This window comes from Kolteria novifilia (assembly GCA_007748055.1).
In the GTDB taxonomy this organism is placed as follows: Bacteria; Planctomycetota; Planctomycetia; order Kolteriales; family Kolteriaceae; genus Kolteria; species Kolteria novifilia.
In genome coordinates this window covers 1979593-1999115 of the sequence record CP036279.1, presented here as the reverse complement: position 1 = coordinate 1999115, position 19523 = coordinate 1979593, and the positions used below count along the sequence as shown (strand labels likewise).

The window sequence follows — 19523 nt, the reverse complement described above, 5'->3', positions numbered from 1 at the left end:
CTGTCAACAGGGTCCGAACCAAACCACACAAGGAGTCAACCACGTGGCAAAGCAGTTGATGTACGCCGACGAGGCCAAAAAGAAGATGCGCGAGGGTATCAGCAAGCTCGCGCGCACCGTGGCGGTGACGATGGGGCCGACCGGTCGCAACGTCATCCTCGACAAGTCCTTCGGTGGCCCCACCGCCACCAAGGACGGCGTCTCGGTCAGCAAGGAGATTGAGCTTCCCGATCCTTTCGAGAACATGGGCGCCAAGCTCGTCAATCAAGTCGCCAGCAAGACCAGCGACGTCGCCGGTGACGGCACGACGACCGCGACGGTCCTCGGACGCGCCATCTTCGAGGAAGGCCTGCGTCACCTGACCGCCGGCGCCAACCCTTCCCACGTTCGTCGCGGGATCGAGAAATCGGTCGAGGCCGCGATCGAAGCCCTCAAGGAGCTTTCGACGCCGGTCAGCAGCGCCGATCAGATCGCCCAAGTCGGCGCCATCAGCGCCAACAACGACATGGAGATCGGCAAGCGTCTGGCCGAGGCGATGAAGAAAGTCGGCCAAGATGGTGTCATCACCCTCGAGGAAGGCAAAACCGCCGAGGACGAGTTCGACGTCGTCGAGGGCATGCAGTTTGACAAGGGCTACCTCTCGCCCTACTTCGTGACCGACTCGACCGCGATGCAGGCGGTCTACGACGACGCGTTGCTCCTCATCTTCGAGAAGAAGATCAGCAACCTGCGCGACCTCATTCCGCTACTCGAAAAGGTCGCCCAGACTGGCAAGGCGCTGGTGATCATCGCCGAGGACGTCGAAGGCGAGGCTCTCGCGGCCTTGGTCGTCAACCGTCTTCGTGGCGTGCTGAAGATCGCGGCGGTCAAGGCGCCGGGCTTCGGCGATCGCCGCAAGGCGATGCTCGGTGACATCGCCACCCTCACCGGCGGCCAGCTCATCAGCGAAGATCTCGGCATCCAGCTCGAGAGCGTCACGCTTGAGCAGCTCGGTCAATGCCGCCGGATCGAAATCGACAAGGAGTCGACGACGATCATCGAGGGCGCCGGCGATCAAGCCGCCATCAAGGCCCGGGTCGATCAGATCCGCGGCCAGATGGATCAGAGCAAGAGCGAGTACGACAAGGAGAAGTTCGCCGAGCGTCTGGCGAAGCTGACCGGCGGCGTGGCCGTGATCAAGGTCGGTGGCGCCACCGAGGCGGCGATGAAGAATCGCAAGGCGCTCTATGAAGACGCCCTGCACGCCACTCGTGCCGCCAGCGAGGAAGGGATCCTTCCCGGTGGTGGCGTGGCGCTGCTGCGGACGCTCGACGCGGTCGAGGCGCAGCGGAGCAAGCTCAAGGGTGACGAGAAGATCGGCGCGCTGATCATCTCGCGCGCCCTGGAAGCTCCGATCCGCCAGATCGTCGAGAACGCCGGCGGCGACGGCGCCGTGGTCGCTCAGGAAGTCAAGGAGCGGGGCGGCGTCATCGGCTACAACGTCAACGAAGACGCGTACGTCGACATGCTCGAAGCCGGCATCATCGACCCGACCAAGGTCGTTCGCTCGGCACTTCAGAACGCGTCCTCGATCGCGGCGTTGCTCTTGACCACCGAAGCGATGGTGACCAAGTTCGACAGCGACGATGACGAGGCTCCGGCCGTCGAAGGCGCCATTCGCTAGTGTAAGAGGGTCGGAAGCGGCTCCCTACGTGGGAGCCGCCCAAGTAAGCCAGCGAAGGGCGGCCAAGCGCGGTTGCCCTTCTTTTTTTGGCCACGCCCATAGGACGAGCCGCGAATGATGGCAACCAAGCGCGACTACTACGAAATCCTCGGGGTCGAACGATCCGCGAGTCCGGATGAGATCAAGAGCGCCTACCGCAAGCTCGCGATGAAGTATCATCCCGATCGCAACCCCGGCGACCAAGAGGCCGAGAAGAACTTCAAGGAGGCGGCCGAGGCGTTCGAGGTCTTGGGCGACGACGCGAAGCGGCAGCGGTACGACCGCTACGGCCATCAAGGGCTCGAGGGAACCGGCTTCCAAGGGTTCTCGGACATCGAGGATATTTTCGACGTCTTCGGGAGCTTCTTTGGGGGCGGTCGACGTCGGCCCCGCGGCCCCCAGCCCGGCAACGATCTCGAGGTCGGTGTTCGCATCAGCCTCGAGGACGCCGCTCGCGGGTGTTCGCGCAGTGTCAGCGTTCGCCGACGGGCGCGCTGCGGCACCTGCGACGGAACCGGGGCTCGCGCCGGCACCAAGCCGACGACCTGCTCGATGTGCGGCGGCCGAGGCCGCATCGTGCAGGCTCAAGGGCCCTTTCGCATCGAGACGACCTGCCCCACCTGCCGCGGCGCGGGCACCCTGGTCAGCGATCCCTGCTCGACTTGCGGGGGAACGGGCCTGCAAGTCGAGGAGAAGAAGACCACCGTCGACGTCCCGCCGGGGGTCGACTCGGGCATGCGACTGCGGGTTCGCGGCCAGGGAGAACCGGGACAACCCGGAGCCCCTCCCGGCGACCTCTACGTCCATGTGACCGTCAACTCCCACAAGCTCTTCGAACGCGACGGCCGGGATCTGATCTGCCGGGTGCCGATCAGCTACCCACAAGCCGCGCTCGGGGCGGAACTCGATGTGCCGACCCTCAACGGCAAGGAGAAGCTGTCGATTCCGCGCGGGACGCAGAGTGGCCAGGTCTTCCGCCTCAACGGCAAGGGCATGCCGGACGTCCACGGTCGCGGCCAGGGACGATTGTTGATCCAAGTGTACGTGGAGATTCCCAAGAGACTCGAGCAGCGTCAGGAAGAGTTGCTGCGTGAGTTGGCCGAGCTGGAGAAGGTCAACGTCGCTCCCGAGCAGAAGTCGTTCTTTGAACAGATTCGCGACTACTTCATGCCTGACGAAGAAAAGGAGGAATAGCGGATGACGTCGCCGTCACTCGACGAAACCAACGATCCCCAAGACGCCGAATCGACATCCCACGAGAACCCCACGATGGCAAACGAAGAGAGCGAACCGACTCCCGAAGAGAACCTCGACGACGAGTTGTCGATGCACGACACGCTGACGCTCGAAAAGGCGATGGAGGAGCGGGACAAGTACCTCAACTTGGCCCAGCGAGCTCGCGCCGAGTTCGAGAACTATCAGCGGCGCATGAATCGCGAGATGCAGCAACAGAAGCAATTCGCCGCCCAGCCGCTGGCGTCCGACTTGCTTTCGGCGATCGATAATCTCGATCGCGCGATCAGTTCCGCCGAGGATCAGAAGGAGACCGCCGGCATTCTCGAGGGGATCAAGCTGGTCCGCAAGCAGCTTCTCGACACCCTCGCGAAGCACTCGATCGAGCAGATGATTCCCGACGGCGAGCCGTTCGATCCTCATCATCACGAAGCGGTGATGCAGCAGCCCTCGGGCGATTGTCCGCCGATGACGGTCCTTCAGACGGTCGAGACCGGTTACATGTTGCATGATCGGGTCATTCGTCCCGCGAAGGTGATCGTTTCGGTCTCGCCGGCGTAGGGATGCAGTCGCTTGTGTCCGATTGCTCCCCTTTGTCCAAGGGGTGTCCGATTGCTCCCCCTTCTCCAAGGGGTGTCCGATTGCTCCCCCTTCTCCAAGGGGTGTCCGATTGCTCCCCCTTCTCCAAGGGGTGTCCGATTGCTCCCCCTTCTCCAAGGGGTGTCCGATTGCTCCCCCTTCTCCAAGGGGGAGTTAGAGGGAGTCTTCAAGCGGGCTCCGAATAACCGCTCGCCAGAACACCACCGCGAGAACGACTTAGGTCGATGGCTGATCAATCATGAGTGAAGGAGTCGTCGATGCCGACGTACGAGTATGTCTGTGACGCGTGCGAACACGAGATGGAAGAGTTCCAGTCCATCACGGCCAAGCCGCTGAAGAAGTGCCCCGAGTGTGGAAAAATGAAGCTCCGTCGCCTCCTCGGCACCGGCGGCGGGTTCATCTTCAAGGGCTCGGGATTCTACCTGACCGACTACCGCAGTGACTCCTACAAGAAGGGAGCCAAGGCGGACAAGGAGGCCTCCTCGAAGTCCTCCAGTTCCAGCGGCGACAAGTCCTCCTCCAAGTCCGACTCGAAAAAGAGCTCCAGCAAATCTAAGAGCGACTGACTTTCACGCGCGCTGGTTGCGGCATAGTGTAGAGCTGGGCGGGCAATCGAATCGCGGGAACGTTCCCCCTTCGATCGGCAACCCCGCCCTCGTCACGCACAAGGAGAGCGAACATGCGTGAAGTGACATGCCCCCAATGCCAGCTCCGCTTCAAGGTGCAAGACCTCGCGGCGGACGCTTACGCTCCGTTTTGCAGCCAACGCTGCCGCGACCTCGATCTGGGCAACTGGCTCAACGAGCGCTACAGCGTCCCGGTTGAGACCGAACGCGTCGCGAGGATGATGCATCGCGAGGGCGAAGAGTACGATCCCTTCGCCGCCGGCGAGTAGGCTCGTGGCGCCCCGTCCGGATGATCCGTAGCACGCCGTTGCAGCAAGCGATCTCGAATCGTCGGGCGGCCCTGCTAGTCAGCGTGCCTTGGCCCCGTATCACAAACAGGAGGCGGGCACGTCAGCGAGCGCCCACCGCGTTCGACGACACGGACTCCGGGGAAGGACATCCATGGGGAGCAAGTTGGGCCGCGCTTCGGCACCGGTGTTGATTCTCGTCGCGATCATCGCCCTGGTGATCGTCCTCGCCTTCGTCGAGAGCGCCGCCGACAAGCAGTCGAAGACTGCCTACCGACACCTCACCGCTCATGTCGCGTCCCTCTCCGACGACGAACAGGCTCCCACGATTGAGGAAGTCGTCGCACTTGTCGCGACCTCGCCGAGCGAAACGATCGACGAGCAGGGTCACTACCGGCAACAGTTCACTTGGTACGGCCTGCGTCCTCACACGCTCTACGTCGTCTACACCGTCGACCGCCCGCATCGCCTGAAAGCCTTCTCCTTAAATGAGCCCTTGCCTTGACGAATGACGCCACGACACCGAGCAACTGGCGCGTTCGCGTCCGGGACCACTTGCGCCTCATTCGTTTTCCAAACACCTTCACCGCGGCGGCCGACATCTTCCTCGGGGGTTGGTTGGCGACCTCGGCCTCCGGCGATCTCTTCTCGATCTCGCTCTTGCTGCTCGCGTTCGCCAGCGCGAGTCTCTACGCGGCAGGCATCGCCCTCAACGACATCTTCGACCTCGAGATCGACCGCGAGGAACGTCCCGAGCGTCCCCTCCCCTCGGGACGCGTCAGTCTCCGCGCGGCGATCGTCCTCTCGTCGGTCCTCATCGCACTCTGCCTCGGGGCGTCGGCGGTGGTCGGCTTTCTCTCGCTGCTGGCCGCCCTGCTCCTCTTGGGAGCGATCTTCGTTTACGACGGCTGGCTGAAGCAAACGCCCGCCGGGCCACTCGCGATGGGACTCTGCCGGTTACTCAACGTCATCTTCGGCATCACCGTCGCGATTCCCGGTTGGAGCGACGCGACCGCGGCATCGGACCTGCTCGCCTTTCTGCTGTCGATGGGACTTTGGCGTCCCGAGCCCTTTCCCATCAGCCTCGCGATCGATGCGAACGCGCTTTGGCTCGTGCCGCTGGCCAACGGCGTCTACATCGTTGGCGTGACGTGGTTTGCCCGCCAGGAAGCCTCGATCAGCAACCGGGGGTTGCTCGCCGGTGGCGCCGTCGTCATCGCCGCGGGACTGGCGATCGATGCGGCGGCCTTGATCATCGCCCCGGCTCAAACGCTGTGGGTCTGGGTGGTTTGGCTGGCCTTTACGGGTCTCCTCGGAAACCGCGTCGGCACCGCCATCAGCGATCCCTCGCCACAGAACGTCCAAAGGGCCGTCAAGGCGGGCGTCCTCGGACTGGTCATCATCGACGGGATGATGGTCCTCGGGCTGGTCGGATTGGTCCCAGGCATCGTCGTGTGTCTCCTTCTGGTCCCGGCCCTCTATCTGGGTCGTTGGATCTATGTCACCTGAACGAAGGTCCACAAACGGCCGCTCGTCGGAATCTCCCTCTAAACGACTCAGCCCGCGCCATTGTCAAACTTGACAACTCGGAGAAGATCGCTTCAGCGTTTTCCGCCCCGAGCCCCTTCCAATCGGGGCACTTCGCGTCACAATGAGGCTCCTACCTACGCAGGGGGGAAATTCACCGAACCGGTTGCTAACCGACAGACGCACGCGGCCTCCAGGCCCGCTGGCGCCGGCCACGACCACATGATGTCAACGTGGTGAGGATCGATTGCATGTCCGCAGGGTTGTCGAGTCGGATCGCCGACGATCGCCATCCGTTTCCCAATGACAAGTCGTCATCATCGAAGAGCGTCGCCCCAGCGAGGCAACGTCTCTTCGAGTCACGCGTTGGCGTGGAGCACGAGTCGGCCGCGCCGAGCCTCTCGCGAACGATCGCCGCTCGCCTGGGTGATGGTTCCTCGTTGCCGATCCACGTGGTCGAATACCGGGCGTCCTTGCGTTCGACTTCGCCGTTGGTGCTGGCCCTCCCCTTCACCGCGGCGCACTCGCGACAGTTGGCTCCGCTCGCGTTGTCGCTGCAAGCACGGGGAGTCGACGTCGTGACGATCGACCCGCCGGGGCATGGCCGCAGTGGCGGCAAACGCGGGGTCGTCGATCTCGACGTCATCATGCACGCGGTCGCATCGGTCGCCGAGGAGTACGCCGACAATCGGCCTCGCAGTCACGTCGGCATCGTTGGCAGCAGTTGGGGTGGGGACTTGGCGCTGCACTACGCCCTGTGGGAAGAGAAGCAGCATGCCACCAGCGGTCGGCCCAGACGTGTCGGTGGGGTGCTCGCCCAAGCGGTGATCACGCCGTGGCTGCGCGCGGTCTTTGGCCAGTTCCGCCCGGGAATGCGGCTCTTGTTCGACGAGCGTGGGATCGGAGCGGGCCTGGCGCGCCGAGCGATCGGTCCGCGGCTGGCGACGAAGCGGATCTTCCGCCCGACCGACCTCTATCGCGATCCCGCCCAACGTCGCCGCTTCATCGAGGATCCCCTCCGTTTGCGGGGCTACGATACATCGTCGTATCTGAACTACCTACGGCATGTCCCGAAGACAAAACCGCGGGAGCTGACGGTCCCGGTTCACCTGTTGGTCGGGGCGCTTGATCGACTGGTTCCGCCGGAGTACGAGCGGAAGGTCTACCAGGCCCTCGCCGAGGAAGGGGTCGATGTCTCGCTGACCCTCGTCCCCGACGCCGGCCACGGCATCGTCGAGGAGCAACCCGACACCATGGCCCGCTGCCTCGTCAGCATGTTCGGCCAACTCTCCCGCGGCCACCTCCCCGCGAAGTCCACCTTCGGCTTCTCGGCCGCGCATTTCTCGAGTCACGTCTTGGATGAGCTGGCGGGATAGCGATCGACCCGAGGTCGCAAACTCGCCCCCAAACCCGGCAGAAAGTAAGTCCACCCGACTAGGTATCTGCAAACACGCGATTGTTTCGTACAATTCCTTGCTGGGTGGTTGGGAACCGATTCGCAAGGCGGCGAGGGACGATGAGCTCACTTCGAGTAGCTCTGGTGCAGATGGCGTGCGCGACCGAGCCCGAGAGGAATCTCGAGCGGGCCGAGGCGTTCATCCTTGACGCGGCCGACCGAGGAGCGCTGTTCGTCTGCTTGCCGGAACTCTTTCTCACGCAATACTTCTGCCAAATTGAGGATGTCGCCGCGTTCGACTTCGCCGAACCGATTCCGGGACCGACAACCGAACGATTGGCGCGAATCGCGAACGAGCGATCGATCTGGCTGCTGGTTCCCCTATTCGAACGCCGGGCGGCGGGGGTCTTTCACAACTCGTGCGTCGTGATCGATCCGAAGGGGTCGATCGTGAGCCACTACCGTAAGAACCACATCCCGGACGATCCCTGCTACCGCGAGAAGTTCTACTTCACACCAGGCGACTTGGGCTACCCCACCGCCCGTGTCGCCGATGTCTCCGTTGGCCCGCTCATTTGCTGGGACCAATGGTTTCCCGAAGCGGCTCGGTTGATGACGCTTCGCGGGGCGAACCTGCTCGTCTACCCGACCGCCATTGGATGGTTGCCGGAGGAACGCGAGGAGGAGGGAGAGGACCAGGCCAACGCGTGGCAGACGGTGCAACGCGGCCACGCAATCAGCAACGGGCTCTTCGTCGCGGCGATCAACCGCGTCGGCACCGATGGCGAGATCACCTTCTGGGGACGCTCCTTCCTCTGCGACCCGCTCGGTGTCGTCATCGCCCAGGCGGGCGAGGAAGAGGAAGTCCTCATCGCCGATTGCGACCTCGATCGCGTCGAATACGTTCGCCGCATTTGGCCCTTTCTTCGCGACCGCCGCATCGATGCCTACGACGGGCTCGATCAACGTTTTCTCGATCGGACATGACCATGAACACTCACTACCGCATGCCCGCCGAATGGGAACCGCAAGAGTCGATCTGGATGGCGTGGCCCCACGATCGTTCGACTTGGCCGAAGAGCTTCGACCGCGTCCTCGAGACGTTGGCGAAGCTCGTCGCCACGCTCTCGAGCGGCCAGGAGGTCCATGTCGCCGTCGCGAGCGACACCGATGCGACGACCTGCCGTCGCCGCGCCGCCGAGGCGGGAGCCAACAGCGATAACGTCTACTGCCACGTCCTCGCGTTCGACGATGTCTGGCTGCGCGACACCGGGCCGGTCTTCGTCGAACGACACGACGAGGGAGGCGTGTCGCGCGCCGCGATCGGCTTCACCTTTAACGGCTGGGGCGGAAAATTCCCGCATCGGCACGACGAGGTCCTCAAGCACTCGATCGCTGACATCATGAAGTCACCGCTCGTATCCCCCGGCATCGTGCTCGAAGGGGGAACGCTTGAAACCAACGGGCGCGGGACGCTCTTGACGTGTCAGCCCTCCGTCATCGACTTTCAGCGCAACCCGCACCTGACGCGCGGCGACGCGGAGGCGATCTTCGCCAAGTACCTCGGTTGCACCAAGGTCGTTTGGCTCGAAAGGGGCCTCGATGGGGACGACACCGATGGGCACATCGACAACCTCGCCCGCTTCGTCGCCGAGGACACCATCGTCGCCGCGACCCAAGAGGACCGCCACGACGTCAACTTCGACGTGCTCAAGGAGAACCTGAGCCAGCTTCGCGCCCTGCGTGACGAGCACGGCAAGCCGTACCGCATCGTCACCCTGCCGATGCCGAAGCCGGTCATGGAGGGCTGGGACCGCTTGCCGGCGAGTTATCTCAACTTCCTCATCACCAACGACCGGGTGATCGTGCCGACGTTCGATCAGCCGAGCGACACGATCGCGCAAGAACGTCTCGCGGCGGTCTTCCCATCGCGGGAAGTGATCGGCATTCGGGCCAACGACCTCGTCCAGGAAGCCGGCGCGATCCATTGCCTCACGCAGAACGTCGTGAAGTTGTGACACCTTGCTGACATGATCGCGGGGGGGCCGACTTTGAAGGGGCTGTCAGGCAATGGCCTGACCTACGAAGACATCATGTCTTGGCGGAAATGGCCGCCGTGTTCATCCGCTCACGGAGACGTTCGAGGACTTCGCCGGGGACGGTCTTCTGGCCGAGGTAGGAGCGGGGCTCGTCGCCGTGAAAGTCCGAACCGCCGGTGGGAACCAGGTCGTGATCGCGGACGATGTCGAGCAGGAAACGGCGATGCCTCCGCCTCGCGGCGGGGAAGTCGACTTCGATGCCGTCGCATCCGCTACCCAGAAGCTCGTGCCACACGTCACTCTTCCAGCCCGAGTCGGGATGAGCGACGACCGCGACGCCGCCCGCTTCGTGGATCGCGCCGACCGCCGCGGCAAAGGCGGGTGTTCGTAGACGCGGCACTTCGTCGATCTGCGAGAGGTAGCGTCGAAAGGCGTCGCGGGCGGTGGTGGCCTTGCCGGCTCGAACCAGTTCGCGTGCCAGGTGCCGCCGGCCGAGCGAGGCCGTGCCCAGTAGCCGCTTGGCGAGGTCGGAGGCGATGCGGAGTTGCCGTTTCGCGAGGGCTTCGCGGTAGGCGTCGAAGCGACCGCGCCGCTGATCCTGGAGGTCACGACAGAGTTCGCGCAGCGTCTCCCTCGAACGGTCGACGCCGTAGCCCAGGAGGTGAACCGAACGCTCGGCGGCGTGGGTGCTCAGTTCGACGCCGGGAAGGATCGTGATGCCAAAGCGGTCCGAGAGAAGCGCGATCTCCTCGGGGTCACCCATCGCGTCGTGGTCGGTGAGCGCGAAGCCGGCCAGGCCGCTACGGCGGACCATCTCGGCAAGTTGCATCAGCGAGTAGGCGCCGTCGCTTCTCGTGGAATGGACGTGGAGATCGAAGAGAGTCGGTGGAGGAGCCATGGGCGAACGTCGTGGGCCTCGGGCGTGTCGGTTGTCTTGGATGATCCCTTCATGATGATGGCGGGCGTGGGAAGCGTCGACCGCAATCGTCGGAAATCGTACAAAGAGGGGACCGCGCGGAGTTTGTCCTTGGGTCGGGCGTCCAGATTGTCCGTCGGAACATCGACGGTGCGGTCAAGGATGCCGACTCTTCTCACTGACTGACCAGCAGCCAGTGGCATCCGAAAGCAAGGACAACGACGCGCGACGCCATACTTGGGGCGATTAGCTCAATTGGCTAGAGCACCTCGCTTACACCGAGGGGGTTGGGGGTTCGAGTCCCTCATCGCCCATTGACCACTCCGACGATTCTCCGTCCACGGTCCAGCGCCCCGTTCCAGCTTGAGCCTCGCGATCCGGGCATCGCCTACCGGCCCCCAAGAAACGAACAAGGTTCGCTGAGCTGCGGACCATCGTCCCACCCAGCGAACCTTCGTTCCGTTTCGCACGTCGGCATCCACGAGGAGGCCCCTCGCCAGCCCTCGGCTACTTCTTCCCGAGCACTTCCATCGCCTTGCTGACGACGTGCTCTTGGGTGAAGCCGAACTTCTTCTGCACGTCCTTGAGCGGCGCGGAGCTACCGAAAGTGGTCATGCCGATGATCGCGCCCTTGCCGCCGACGTAGCGATCCCAGCCGAACGGCGAGGCTTGCTCGACCGCGACGCGAGCGGTGACGTCGGGAGGCAGGACGCTATCGCGATACTCCTGGCTCTGACGCTCGAAGATCTCCAGCGACGGCATGCTGACCACGCGGGCCTTGATGCCATCGGCGGTAAGTTGCTCGTAGGCATCGACGCAGAGCGGCACTTCGCTACCGGTCGCCAGAAGGATGACATCCGGCTTGCCGTCGGCGGCGTCGGCGAGGATGTAGGCACCTTGAGCGACCCCGGAGGCGGCGGCGTACTTGGAGCGATCGAGCGTCGGGATGTTCTGCCGACTGAGGATCAGGCAGCAGGGTTCGTGCTTGGAGTGCATGATGATCTTCCAGCACTCGGTCACTTCGTTCGCATCGCCTGGACGCAAGACGAGCATGTTGGGAATCACTCGCAGCGAAGCGAGCTGCTCGATCGGTTGGTGGGTCGGACCGTCCTCGCCGACGCCGATCGAGTCGTGCGTGAAGATGAGGGTGACCGGAATCTCCATCAGCGACGCGAGGCGGATCCCACCCCGGCAGTAGTCGCTAAAGATAAGGAAACCGGAACCGTAGCCGCGGATCTTCGAGAGGCATAAGCCGTTGACGACGCAGCTCATGGCGAACTCGCGAACGCCGTAGTGGAAGTTGCGACCGGTGTGATCGTGCGGCAGGAAGTCGCCGGCGGCCTCGTCGGTGATCCGGGTCTTGGTCGAGGGATCGAGGTCGGCCGAACCGCCAATGAGCCATGGCACGGTCTTGGCGACGACATTGAGCGCCTTCGAGGAGGCGACGCGTCCAGCGAGTCCCTTGGGATCAGCGGGGAAGGTTGGAAGTTCCGCGTCCCAGTTATCGGGCAGTTCGCGGTGCTGCATCTTGAAGAGCTGGTCGGCAAGTTCGGGGAACTCCTTCTGGTACTTGTCGAAGAGTTCGATCCACGCCTCGCGGGCCTGATGGCCCCGTTTGCCGATCCCTTCCTCGAAGGTCTCGATGACCCCGTCGGGGATGAGGAACTTTTCGTCCTCGGGCCAACCGTAGTTCTGCTTGGTGAGTTTGATCTCGTCCTCGCCGAGCGGAGCGCCGTGGGCACCGCTGGTGTCCTGCTTGTTGGGGGCACCGTAGCCGATGTGGCTGTCGACGATGATCAGCGTCGGGCGATCGTCGGTGGCGAGGAAAGTGTTGAAGGCCCGATCGAGCATGTCGAGGTCGTTGGCGTCGCCGACGCGGGTGACGTTCCAGCCGTAGGCGATGAAACGGGTGGCGACGTCATCGCTGAACGCCAGGTCGGTGTGACCTTCGATGGTGATCTTATTGTTGTCGTAGATCCAACAGAGGTTGGAGAGCTTGAGGTGGCCGGCGAGCGAAGCGCCCTCATGGGAGATGCCTTCCATCATGCAACCGTCGCCGCAGAGCGCGTAGACGTTGTAGCCGAACATCTCGTAACCGGGCCTGTTGAAGTGGTGGGCCATCCAGTCGCTGGCGATCGCCATGCCGACGCTGGTGGCGAGACCTTGGCCGAGCGGTCCGGTGGTCGTCTCGATGCCGGAGGTCCAACGGTACTCGGGATGCCCGGGGCACTTGCTGTCCATCTGCCGGAAGCGGCGGATGTCGTCGAGCGGCACCGAGAGAGTTCCGAGTGTCTCGTATTTCGGATTGACGGCCTTAACCTGGGCGAGATGCAACATCGAGTAGAGGAGCATCGATGCGTGGCCGTTTGAGAGGACGAAGCGGTCGCGATTGGGCCAGATTGGATCGTTGGGATCGAAGTTGAGGAACCGCTGCCAAAGACAGTAGGTCACCGGCGCGAGGGCCATCGGCGTTCCCGGGTGGCCCGAATTGGCGGCCTGCACCGCGTCCATCGACAATGTGCGAATGGTATTGATGCACTTCTCTTCGATGTCGGTTGCTACGGCCATGTCGCCTCCTGAGGAAAGGTGTTCTCGCGTCAGCGCCGGCATCCTCTTCGAGGCCCGACGTCGTTGACTTCACCGTAAGTTACAAACCCATGCTCGCGAATGGTGAAGGTTTCATGGAGATTTATGGTCGTCAAAAGAGCGAACGGCAACCGCGCCGGCCGGACTTTTCTGACATGGGGGATGTGGTCGATGCGCTTGGAGCGCGTCGCTCGGACCAAAACGATGGCGCGGCGTGGGGCCGCTACCGGCGCGAGCGGCGCTTTAGCGATGAGGAAATTTGGCTGAGGAAGGTCCGCTGGCTTCCTCCCTCGGCGGGCTTCTCGGGTTTTTCGCTCTTCTCTTCACCTTCCTCGGGTGTCGCGCCCTTCGATTTCGGCACCTCGCCGACAACCGATTTTCCTCCGAGCCATTGCGAAAAACTCGTGATGTCCTTCCCGTGATTCGTGCCCTCGGAAGGCGAGACCGTCTCGGGGGAGGCCGAAGGTACCTCGGTTCGATCCGAGATCGACCCAAGCGCCGACCGATTGGCATGCAGCATGCCGTCGGCCCAATCGGGCTGTTGGACATCTTCCGGAGACGTGGCGGGGATCGTCTCCCGCTCGATGTCCTCCGAGGAGATCCACTCCGAATGTGCCCATTCGACGAACTCGACCCCATCGTCCGCATCGGGCTCGAGCATTTCTCCCGCTCTGGGGCGGAGTCCAAAGAGCTTCCACGGCTTCGACTTGACCCACGGCTCGTTCTTGAGCTTCGACACCTCCGCGGGGAGTTGCCCTTGCTTGGCGAGCTGGACCACCTGACGAAGTCGATCGAGTTGAGCGATCGCGTCGCGGCCTTCCTCCGTCGCCTGCAGCTTCTCCATCGCGGCGTCCGGTATTTCCGGCAGCTCGGTCTTGGACAAACCGTTGACGATCGCCGCGTGCGACTCGTCCAATTTGGCGGCGACCTTGGCGAGTTCGCGGGGCTTGAGCATCCGCGAAAGGGAGAGTTTCAGTTTCTCCATGCGCTCGACATGGTCGGTGTAGGTTTCGATCGAATCCATGGACTTGCTCTCAACGAAAGATGAATGCGGTCGCGAGGACGACTCGAACTAGTTCTGGGGAGGATGCCAGACGGTCTTCCCCCTCGAAACGTCCAAGCCGATCTCCAAGAATTGTCGCCTTGTCGCGTCGACGTCGTCCCCATCGAGCGTGGCGATGTTAACGGCGGCGATCACCCCCTCTTTCTTGAAGTTGCGTTTGAGCGCCGCGAGAGGCTCGGGAAGCTTCATGTTGGGGTATCCCGCCGCGCGGGCCAGCAAGATCGAGGCCGTGACGTCGGTGACGACGCGCGTGACGCGATGGACGTACTCTCGACGTCGGTCGGTCGGATCGGCCACCCACCGGCACGTCCCGGCGAAGGCCTTGCGATCCTTGCCTTCCAGCGTCTCGGGAGGGGTCACCGCGGCGATGCAGCAACACCCCCACCAGATGGCGTGACGCAAGGGCAACGCGTGTCCGATGAAGTCGAGGGCGTCTTCGAGAAGTTGCTCGTCGACCAACGTCTCCAGGTAGTCACCACACGTTTGCGCGGGATGGATCAAAGCTCGAGCGGGCCGGCTCAACTTCGTGAACTCGCGCGTCAGCACTTGCTGTGCGGGAACGAGTTCATCGATCGCGGGTTCCATTTGATCCATCATCGCATTGTCTCATCGCACTAGCGGACTATTGAATGACTGGTGATGCCGGCTTACTTTGTCAGCTTGTCGAACTCGACTAGCCGAAAGACTCCGCCGATCCATTCTCGATCGGTGAGTTTCCCATCGTGCTGGGCATTCCGACAAAGACCTGCCCCAATCCGAGAATCGTGTTCGTCGGATCTCCCTCGATCCAAACGCCGGGACCGAGGGCCGTCACATCCTCCGCCACCAGTTCGGTGGCGTAGTCGAGCCCCATGAAGGACTTCAAGGGAATCGCCGCGACCGTGAGCCCGCCGGTGGCCCCCAGGGTCGGTGACAAATTGTATCCGTAGGACGACATTGCCGATCTCCTTCTGGTTTGATTCGGTCAGCTTTGAAAGTTGGCGGACTCTTCAACCGTCACGGGGACCGCCTCATTCTCCAGAATCGCCGCCTTCGTGGTGACAAGTCGATCCTTCGCGGTAGTCCCAGCTTGTTCCACCTCGACCTTCTCGGTCTTTACGCCGAAACCGTGCTTTTGTACCCACGCTCCCCATGTCGTATTGACCGGTGTGTTCCCATCATTGGAGAACGTGTACCCCGCATTCGTCTTCATCACTCCCCAAACGGACGCGAGGATCTCGAAATCGGATGACCCGAGAATGAGTTCCGTCTTGCCGATACCCGCGTGAACTCGAGTCGATTGGCCGTGGACCATGTTCGACATGATTCCCGTCATCGTCAGATCGGGGGTCACGAACTTCTGTGTTCCCCCAAACATCCACGTGGAAACATCCGCGTTGTCGTGGTTGTAGCTGCCGTCGACGGTGAAGCTGTAGTCGCCACCGGTCGACTCACTTCCATCGCCGTGGACATCTTGGGTGTTGTCACCCGAACTCGAGGAATCCGAATCGCCACCGCTGCCGCTCCCCCCCTGCTCATCGTCCGCCGCCGTCGCCAAGGAAGGAAAACCGATTCGCTCGTTGAGATCCCTCCCTGTCGTCAGCAGAAAGCCATTCTTGGCCGAGGTGTGGGTTTCCGCTTCCGAATGGACGATCGCCTCGGCCGTCGTCGAACGCTTGAACGTCAATCGACTCATCTGTTCCCGCGAACCACCCTTCGTTCGGAACCACGATCCTTCGGTGTGGCGCATCGTGCTCGAGTCGATGGCGGGCTTGTGGGCGGCGTTGTAGAGACATCCGACGATACGCGGCTGATCGGGATCTCCACCACGGAACCCCAAGAGGACCTCCTCGCCCGCCTGGGGCCATCGAGCGCTCCCGTGGTGGTTGCCCGCCAGGGACTGAGAGACCCGAACCCAACACGAACTCGGCTCGGCCCTCGGATCGAAACGGAACGCGACCTTCACGTGCCCCTCGTCGGTCGTCGGTGTCTCGTCGCCGTGGCCGACGACGGTCGCGGAGATCACCCCTTTGATGCTCGGACGAGCGCGGCGTCGCGGCATTCGGTAGGGAACTCTCTTGGGGATCGCATGGAAGGTCGCCCGATAGGGTTTGGATTTCTTTCCGGAATCGTCGGGTAGCGGCAAGCGAACTCGTTGCTCCAGCCGCGTGACAAAATATTCGCCCGAGTGATCATTGGCATCGCTCAGCCGCATCAGATAGCCGGGCCGAATGGCACTGGAGTCGGTCTTACCGCGATAGGTCAAGGAGGCGGCGCCCAGTTGTTGGACTTGGACATTCGCATGCCGCTGAAGCTCATCCCCCAATGCCTCGAGTCCCTCCTCATGAACCTCGCCATAGCGATCGTGTTTGGAGAACCGATGGGCGACGTTCGCTTGCCTCGCGACCACACAGTCCTTCATGGCCGATCCGGCGTACGACGAGCCAAAGGGGCCATCGTCGCCCGGAGCGGGGTGTGTCGCCGAGGCATTCACGATTCCCGTGAAGGACTGGTCGTGGTAATCCACGAGATCCACCCGCCGAGGGACCACACTCTGTTCGTAGTCCCACGCGGTGACGCTCGGTTTGTCCCAATCGGTTCCGAACGGCAATGATTCACAACCCGGAGCGATACTCGCTCGCGGCGAGGAATCCGCCACCACCAGGGTCGTCTCCTTGTCATCGGATTCGAAGAAACTGTAGCGTCCATCCTCCTCGAGAAGACGAAGGATGTAGTTCGACGGCGACTCGGCGTAGCGCACCGATAAACAGCGTGGATGGTCCGGCTCGTGCATATCGAGGCGATAAGAGAATCCGTCTAGCTCCGCGTCGAGTATCTGCGACAGATCACGCTCTTGGTGGACGCGAAAGCCGACCTGAGTGGTCGATCCAAGAAGAGCATGAGGCGGCAGCAACAGCGCTTCGAACACTTCGTAGCGATGCGTGTTCCCCACTCGCCGAACTTCCACGATGATGCCGTGAATCCGACGGGGACTCTGTCCCTCGTTCTCGATCGACACACTCACACTTCGAGCGAGGAGTTCCTCGATTGGTACGGCCTTGTCGCGCGGCGCGTGCAACTCGAGACGATAGCGAAAGTATCGCCCAATCTCCTCGCGGCCACAGAGCCCATGAAGAGACACGCCGTCACCCTCAATGGGCGTGTTGATTCGCAGAATCGTCTTGCGGTGTTCTATCACGAACTCACCTTCGATGAAGTACCCACCTCGTCGGGTCGCGGTCCACGGCTGCTAGGAGTCCGTTGACCGATTCGATGCAGCTTACTTCAACACCTTGCTAGACCTGAATCTTCTGCGAGGCATCGGAGGAAACGCATGCGGCCCTCTTTTTCAGAGTGCCAGAACCCAAGACCGCAAGTGACTTGCCGGCGTGCAGATCGAATTTCTCTACTTCTATTCCGTTGACAGAACAGTGACACATACTTGTCCCCAGAAAGACGTCCACTTCAATGTTCGTAAATCCATTCATCTGGAATAGCGTCCCTCTGTAATACCGAGCGAGGACCGGGGAGGAGAACAGTTCGATGTCCACAAGCCCAACAACCATCTCCGTGGACGCCGCCATTCCAGGAACGGAAGGGAGAAACGTCGGCAATCCGGTAAGCGCCCCAAAGAGCGGCGCGTACTCGAGAGCGTTCGCCCCGCCCATGCTAAGGCGGAAAGTCCAGCCCGCGATCTCGCTCCAAGTCGGCCCGACGATGTTCGTCAACAGCGCGCCCATCTCGACACCGGCGTCCGCGATCCAGTTCGACGCCCCCTTCATCGCGTAATGCGCTTCCTCGGTGACCGACAAGCTGGAGTCACCGGAAACGGTCTTCGTCGTCTCCCCGGAAACGTTGAGGGTGTACGTTCGCGTTGCCGCGCTCGCGGATGTTCCCCCACATCCCGAACCGGAATCGGACAGGTCCACGGCGGATGAGTCGCCATAGACTCTCTTGCAGTCACGTCCGGTGACATGCCAAAGATCGTTCTCCGCCAACCATTCGAGATCCTTTTCGGAGACGAAGTGAATCCGCTCCTTGCCCGGCGACTTGTCGATCGCGATTTGGCTGGCGATGGGCGAGTCTCTCCGATCCGAACCAAAGCTCATGTGATCGATCGAGCGATGCGAACTCCGATCGCCCGCGGGTCGGTTCCGCTCGTTGTAGAGGGCGCCGATGACATGGGGACGATCGGGATCGCCTTGCTCGAACTGAACCAGGACCTCCTGCCCGTCGCTGGGGATCCATACGTTGCCGAACCCTTGACCGCTCTTTGGTTGCAGAACCCGCACCCAGAACGACTCGGAATCGGCATCCGATCCCCAGGCGAAGCGCACCCTGACCGACAGTTCGTCGTTGGTCGTCACCTCCCCTCGCGCGTGACCCACGACCGTCGCCGTTTCGACGCCGTCGATCAACGGCCGGGCAGTTCGCGTCGGTACGCGGTAGGGGAGATCAATGGGCAGGCACTCGAACTTGCAACGGTAAGCTTCGGCGTCCCCCAATCCGGCCAGGGGCAACGGCAACGTGACCGAGTGACGCGCTCGAGTGATGAAGTAGCGTGCCGGCTCTCCCGCGCCGTGATCAATCTCCACCGCGCATCCAGGCCGAAGATGAACCGATGTCGAGGTTCCCTTCGCGACGAGAGCGCCAACGGTATGCTCTTGCAGTCTGACGGACGCTTGCTGACGAGCGAGATCCTCGAGCCCATCGAGGCCGGCTTCGTCCTTTTCGCCATCCCAAGAGTAGCGTGAAAAACGCTGCGCGAACGGCTCCCTTGTCTCCAAACCGATCTTCCGAGCGGCGGGAACGTCGAGCCTGGTCTCGCGACCCGCGAAGCCGATCGGATTTGAAAATACCGCGTCGGCGTGAAGATCGGGTGAATGGCGTTCGTGGGCCAGATCCCCAACCGTCCCGCGACAGGGTACCAGACGCTGCCTCTGCCGCCACTTGATCAGCGTCGGTCGATCATGCGCGCGACCGAGCAGTTCCTCGACCAAGGGTGCGTGCCTCGACGTGTCGGCGAAGTGAATCGTCGGCGAGGTCTCCTCGAACGTGAAGTAGTAGTGACAGCCGTTGTCTTCCAGTCGTCGCTGCAGATGCGACCAATCGCTCTCTTGGTACTGCGTGGCCATCTTGTAGGGATAGGTTCCGTCGCGAAAGTCGATGGCGGGGCGGGTCGTCCCCAGGGTCTTCTCGATGAGGTCCTCGAGCGTGGTCTCCTGAAAGATGCGAAAGCGCGAGTTCTTCAGCAGCGGAAAGATGCGCGGAACGATGGTGGCTCGGTAGAGGGCGTACTTGGCGTCAATCCGTGAAGCGGCGCCCGCGCCCGTGAAGGAACCACCCACCGTGGCGATCATGCCTTGAACGTGGATCGACGATCGATCGGGCACGTCGATCACCAAGGTGACCTCCCGTCCGATCAGTCCCAACACCTCCCTCTCTTTCGATCGCGCGTGGCAAAGATCGACAACGAACTCGAATGGCGTCGACACCGCCTCCCGACCTTCGAGCCGGTGAACCATCGGTGGATCGTCGCTGCCGGGGATCTGTAGCCTAATTTGCATGC

General features: G+C 62.5%; 17 protein-coding genes and 1 tRNA gene. 11 read left to right on the top strand and 7 right to left on the bottom strand.

Annotation, left to right across the window (positions count from 1 at the left end; genetic code table 11):
• Positions 1-43: 43 nt before the first annotated feature.
• The 10 genes from groL to Pan216_RS07295 all read left to right on the top strand — a co-directional run bounded on the left by groL (position 44) and on the right by Pan216_RS07295 (position 9389).
• On the top strand, positions 44-1663 hold the full coding sequence (gene groL / locus Pan216_RS07340; protein WP_145256907.1) for a chaperonin GroEL: 1620 nt from the start codon (positions 44-46) through the stop codon (positions 1661-1663).
• A gap of 114 nt (positions 1664-1777) precedes the next feature.
• The gene (gene dnaJ, locus Pan216_RS07335; protein WP_419193368.1) at positions 1778-2896 is read left to right on the top strand and encodes a molecular chaperone DnaJ; all 1119 of its coding nucleotides are present in this window, start codon (positions 1778-1780) and stop codon (positions 2894-2896) included.
• 3 nt (positions 2897-2899) lie between these two features.
• Complete coding sequence (gene grpE / locus Pan216_RS07330) at positions 2900-3496, top strand: nucleotide exchange factor GrpE (protein WP_145256904.1); 597 nt, start codon at positions 2900-2902, stop codon at positions 3494-3496.
• Between the two features lie 296 nt (positions 3497-3792).
• Positions 3793-4101: an FmdB family zinc ribbon protein gene (locus tag Pan216_RS07325; RefSeq protein ID WP_145256902.1), complete on the top strand. Its 309-nt coding sequence runs from the start codon at positions 3793-3795 to the stop codon at positions 4099-4101.
• 113 nt (positions 4102-4214) lie between these two features.
• Positions 4215-4430, top strand: a complete 216-nt coding sequence (locus tag Pan216_RS07320; RefSeq protein ID WP_145256898.1) for a DNA gyrase inhibitor YacG — start codon at positions 4215-4217, stop codon at positions 4428-4430.
• A 172-nt stretch (positions 4431-4602) separates the two neighbouring features.
• The gene (locus Pan216_RS07315) at positions 4603-4953 is read left to right on the top strand and encodes a hypothetical protein (protein ID WP_145256895.1); all 351 of its coding nucleotides are present in this window, start codon (positions 4603-4605) and stop codon (positions 4951-4953) included.
• Positions 4950-5957, top strand: a complete 1008-nt coding sequence (locus Pan216_RS07310; protein WP_145256892.1) for a UbiA family prenyltransferase — start codon at positions 4950-4952, stop codon at positions 5955-5957. The genes Pan216_RS07315 and Pan216_RS07310 overlap by 4 nt, the downstream gene beginning before the upstream one ends.
• 269 nt (positions 5958-6226) lie before the next feature.
• Positions 6227-7351, top strand: coding sequence for an alpha/beta fold hydrolase (locus tag Pan216_RS07305; protein ID WP_145256889.1), 1125 nt, complete (start codon positions 6227-6229; stop codon positions 7349-7351).
• 140 nt (positions 7352-7491) lie between these two features.
• Entirely contained in the window at positions 7492-8358 is an 867-nt protein-coding gene (locus Pan216_RS07300) for a carbon-nitrogen hydrolase (RefSeq protein ID WP_145256886.1), read from the top strand.
• On the top strand, positions 8355-9389 hold the full coding sequence (locus tag Pan216_RS07295; protein WP_145256883.1) for an agmatine deiminase family protein: 1035 nt from the start codon (positions 8355-8357) through the stop codon (positions 9387-9389). Before Pan216_RS07300 ends, Pan216_RS07295 begins: the two co-directional genes overlap by 4 nt.
• A 73-nt stretch (positions 9390-9462) precedes the next feature.
• On the opposite strand, the gene Pan216_RS07290 is transcribed toward Pan216_RS07295, so the two are convergent.
• On the bottom strand, positions 9463-10308 hold the full coding sequence (locus Pan216_RS07290; protein WP_145256880.1) for a PHP domain-containing protein: 846 nt from the start codon (positions 10306-10308) through the stop codon (positions 9463-9465).
• Positions 10309-10566: 258 nt separating this feature from the next.
• Between Pan216_RS07290 and Pan216_RS07285 the strand changes: the two genes are divergently transcribed.
• Positions 10567-10640 (top strand) — tRNA-Val (locus tag Pan216_RS07285).
• 193 nt (positions 10641-10833) lie between these two features.
• Here the strand turns inward: Pan216_RS07285 and tkt are convergent.
• From tkt to Pan216_RS07255, 6 genes are all read right to left on the bottom strand, one after another.
• Positions 10834-12894, bottom strand: coding sequence for a transketolase (gene tkt, locus Pan216_RS07280; protein WP_145256876.1), 2061 nt, complete (start codon positions 12892-12894; stop codon positions 10834-10836).
• Between the two features lie 241 nt (positions 12895-13135).
• Complete coding sequence (locus tag Pan216_RS07275; RefSeq protein WP_145256874.1) at positions 13136-13936, bottom strand: hypothetical protein; 801 nt, start codon at positions 13934-13936, stop codon at positions 13136-13138.
• A gap of 48 nt (positions 13937-13984) precedes the next feature.
• On the bottom strand, positions 13985-14572 hold the full coding sequence (locus Pan216_RS07270) for a DUF6931 family protein (RefSeq protein WP_145256871.1): 588 nt from the start codon (positions 14570-14572) through the stop codon (positions 13985-13987).
• A 76-nt stretch (positions 14573-14648) separates the two neighbouring features.
• Entirely contained in the window at positions 14649-14912 is a 264-nt protein-coding gene (locus tag Pan216_RS07265; RefSeq protein ID WP_145256868.1) for a hypothetical protein, read from the bottom strand.
• A gap of 27 nt (positions 14913-14939) precedes the next feature.
• Positions 14940-17153, bottom strand: coding sequence for a type VI secretion system Vgr family protein (locus Pan216_RS07260; RefSeq protein WP_419193367.1), 2214 nt, complete (start codon positions 17151-17153; stop codon positions 14940-14942).
• Positions 17154-17250: 97 nt separating this feature from the next.
• Positions 17251-19521: a type VI secretion system Vgr family protein gene (locus Pan216_RS07255; RefSeq protein WP_145256862.1), complete on the bottom strand. Its 2271-nt coding sequence runs from the start codon at positions 19519-19521 to the stop codon at positions 17251-17253.
• Positions 19522-19523 lie beyond the last annotated feature (2 nt).

What these genes read in the sequence shown, in the direction of transcription:
- Pan216_RS07270 (WP_145256871.1), bottom strand. Translation starts at nt 14,572, where the DNA reads ATGATGGATCAAATGGAACCCGCGATCGATGAACTCGTTCCCGCACAG.
- Pan216_RS07275 (WP_145256874.1), bottom strand. Translation starts at nt 13,936, where the DNA reads ATGGATTCGATCGAAACCTACACCGACCATGTCGAGCGCATGGAGAAA.
- Pan216_RS07305 (WP_145256889.1), top strand. Translation starts at nt 6,227, where the DNA reads ATGTCCGCAGGGTTGTCGAGTCGGATCGCCGACGATCGCCATCCGTTT.
- grpE (WP_145256904.1), top strand. Translation starts at nt 2,900, where the DNA reads ATGACGTCGCCGTCACTCGACGAAACCAACGATCCCCAAGACGCCGAA.
- Pan216_RS07320 (WP_145256898.1), top strand. Translation starts at nt 4,215, where the DNA reads ATGCGTGAAGTGACATGCCCCCAATGCCAGCTCCGCTTCAAGGTGCAA.
- Pan216_RS07265 (WP_145256868.1), bottom strand. Translation starts at nt 14,912, where the DNA reads ATGTCGTCCTACGGATACAATTTGTCACCGACCCTGGGGGCCACCGGC.
- Pan216_RS07255 (WP_145256862.1), bottom strand. Translation starts at nt 19,521, where the DNA reads ATGCAAATTAGGCTACAGATCCCCGGCAGCGACGATCCACCGATGGTT.
- Pan216_RS07290 (WP_145256880.1), bottom strand. Translation starts at nt 10,308, where the DNA reads ATGGCTCCTCCACCGACTCTCTTCGATCTCCACGTCCATTCCACGAGA.
- tkt (WP_145256876.1), bottom strand. Translation starts at nt 12,894, where the DNA reads ATGGCCGTAGCAACCGACATCGAAGAGAAGTGCATCAATACCATTCGC.
- Pan216_RS07300 (WP_145256886.1), top strand. Translation starts at nt 7,492, where the DNA reads ATGAGCTCACTTCGAGTAGCTCTGGTGCAGATGGCGTGCGCGACCGAG.
- Pan216_RS07295 (WP_145256883.1), top strand. Translation starts at nt 8,355, where the DNA reads ATGACCATGAACACTCACTACCGCATGCCCGCCGAATGGGAACCGCAA.
- Pan216_RS07325 (WP_145256902.1), top strand. Translation starts at nt 3,793, where the DNA reads ATGCCGACGTACGAGTATGTCTGTGACGCGTGCGAACACGAGATGGAA.
- Pan216_RS07315 (WP_145256895.1), top strand. Translation starts at nt 4,603, where the DNA reads ATGGGGAGCAAGTTGGGCCGCGCTTCGGCACCGGTGTTGATTCTCGTC.
- dnaJ (WP_419193368.1), top strand. Translation starts at nt 1,778, where the DNA reads ATGATGGCAACCAAGCGCGACTACTACGAAATCCTCGGGGTCGAACGA.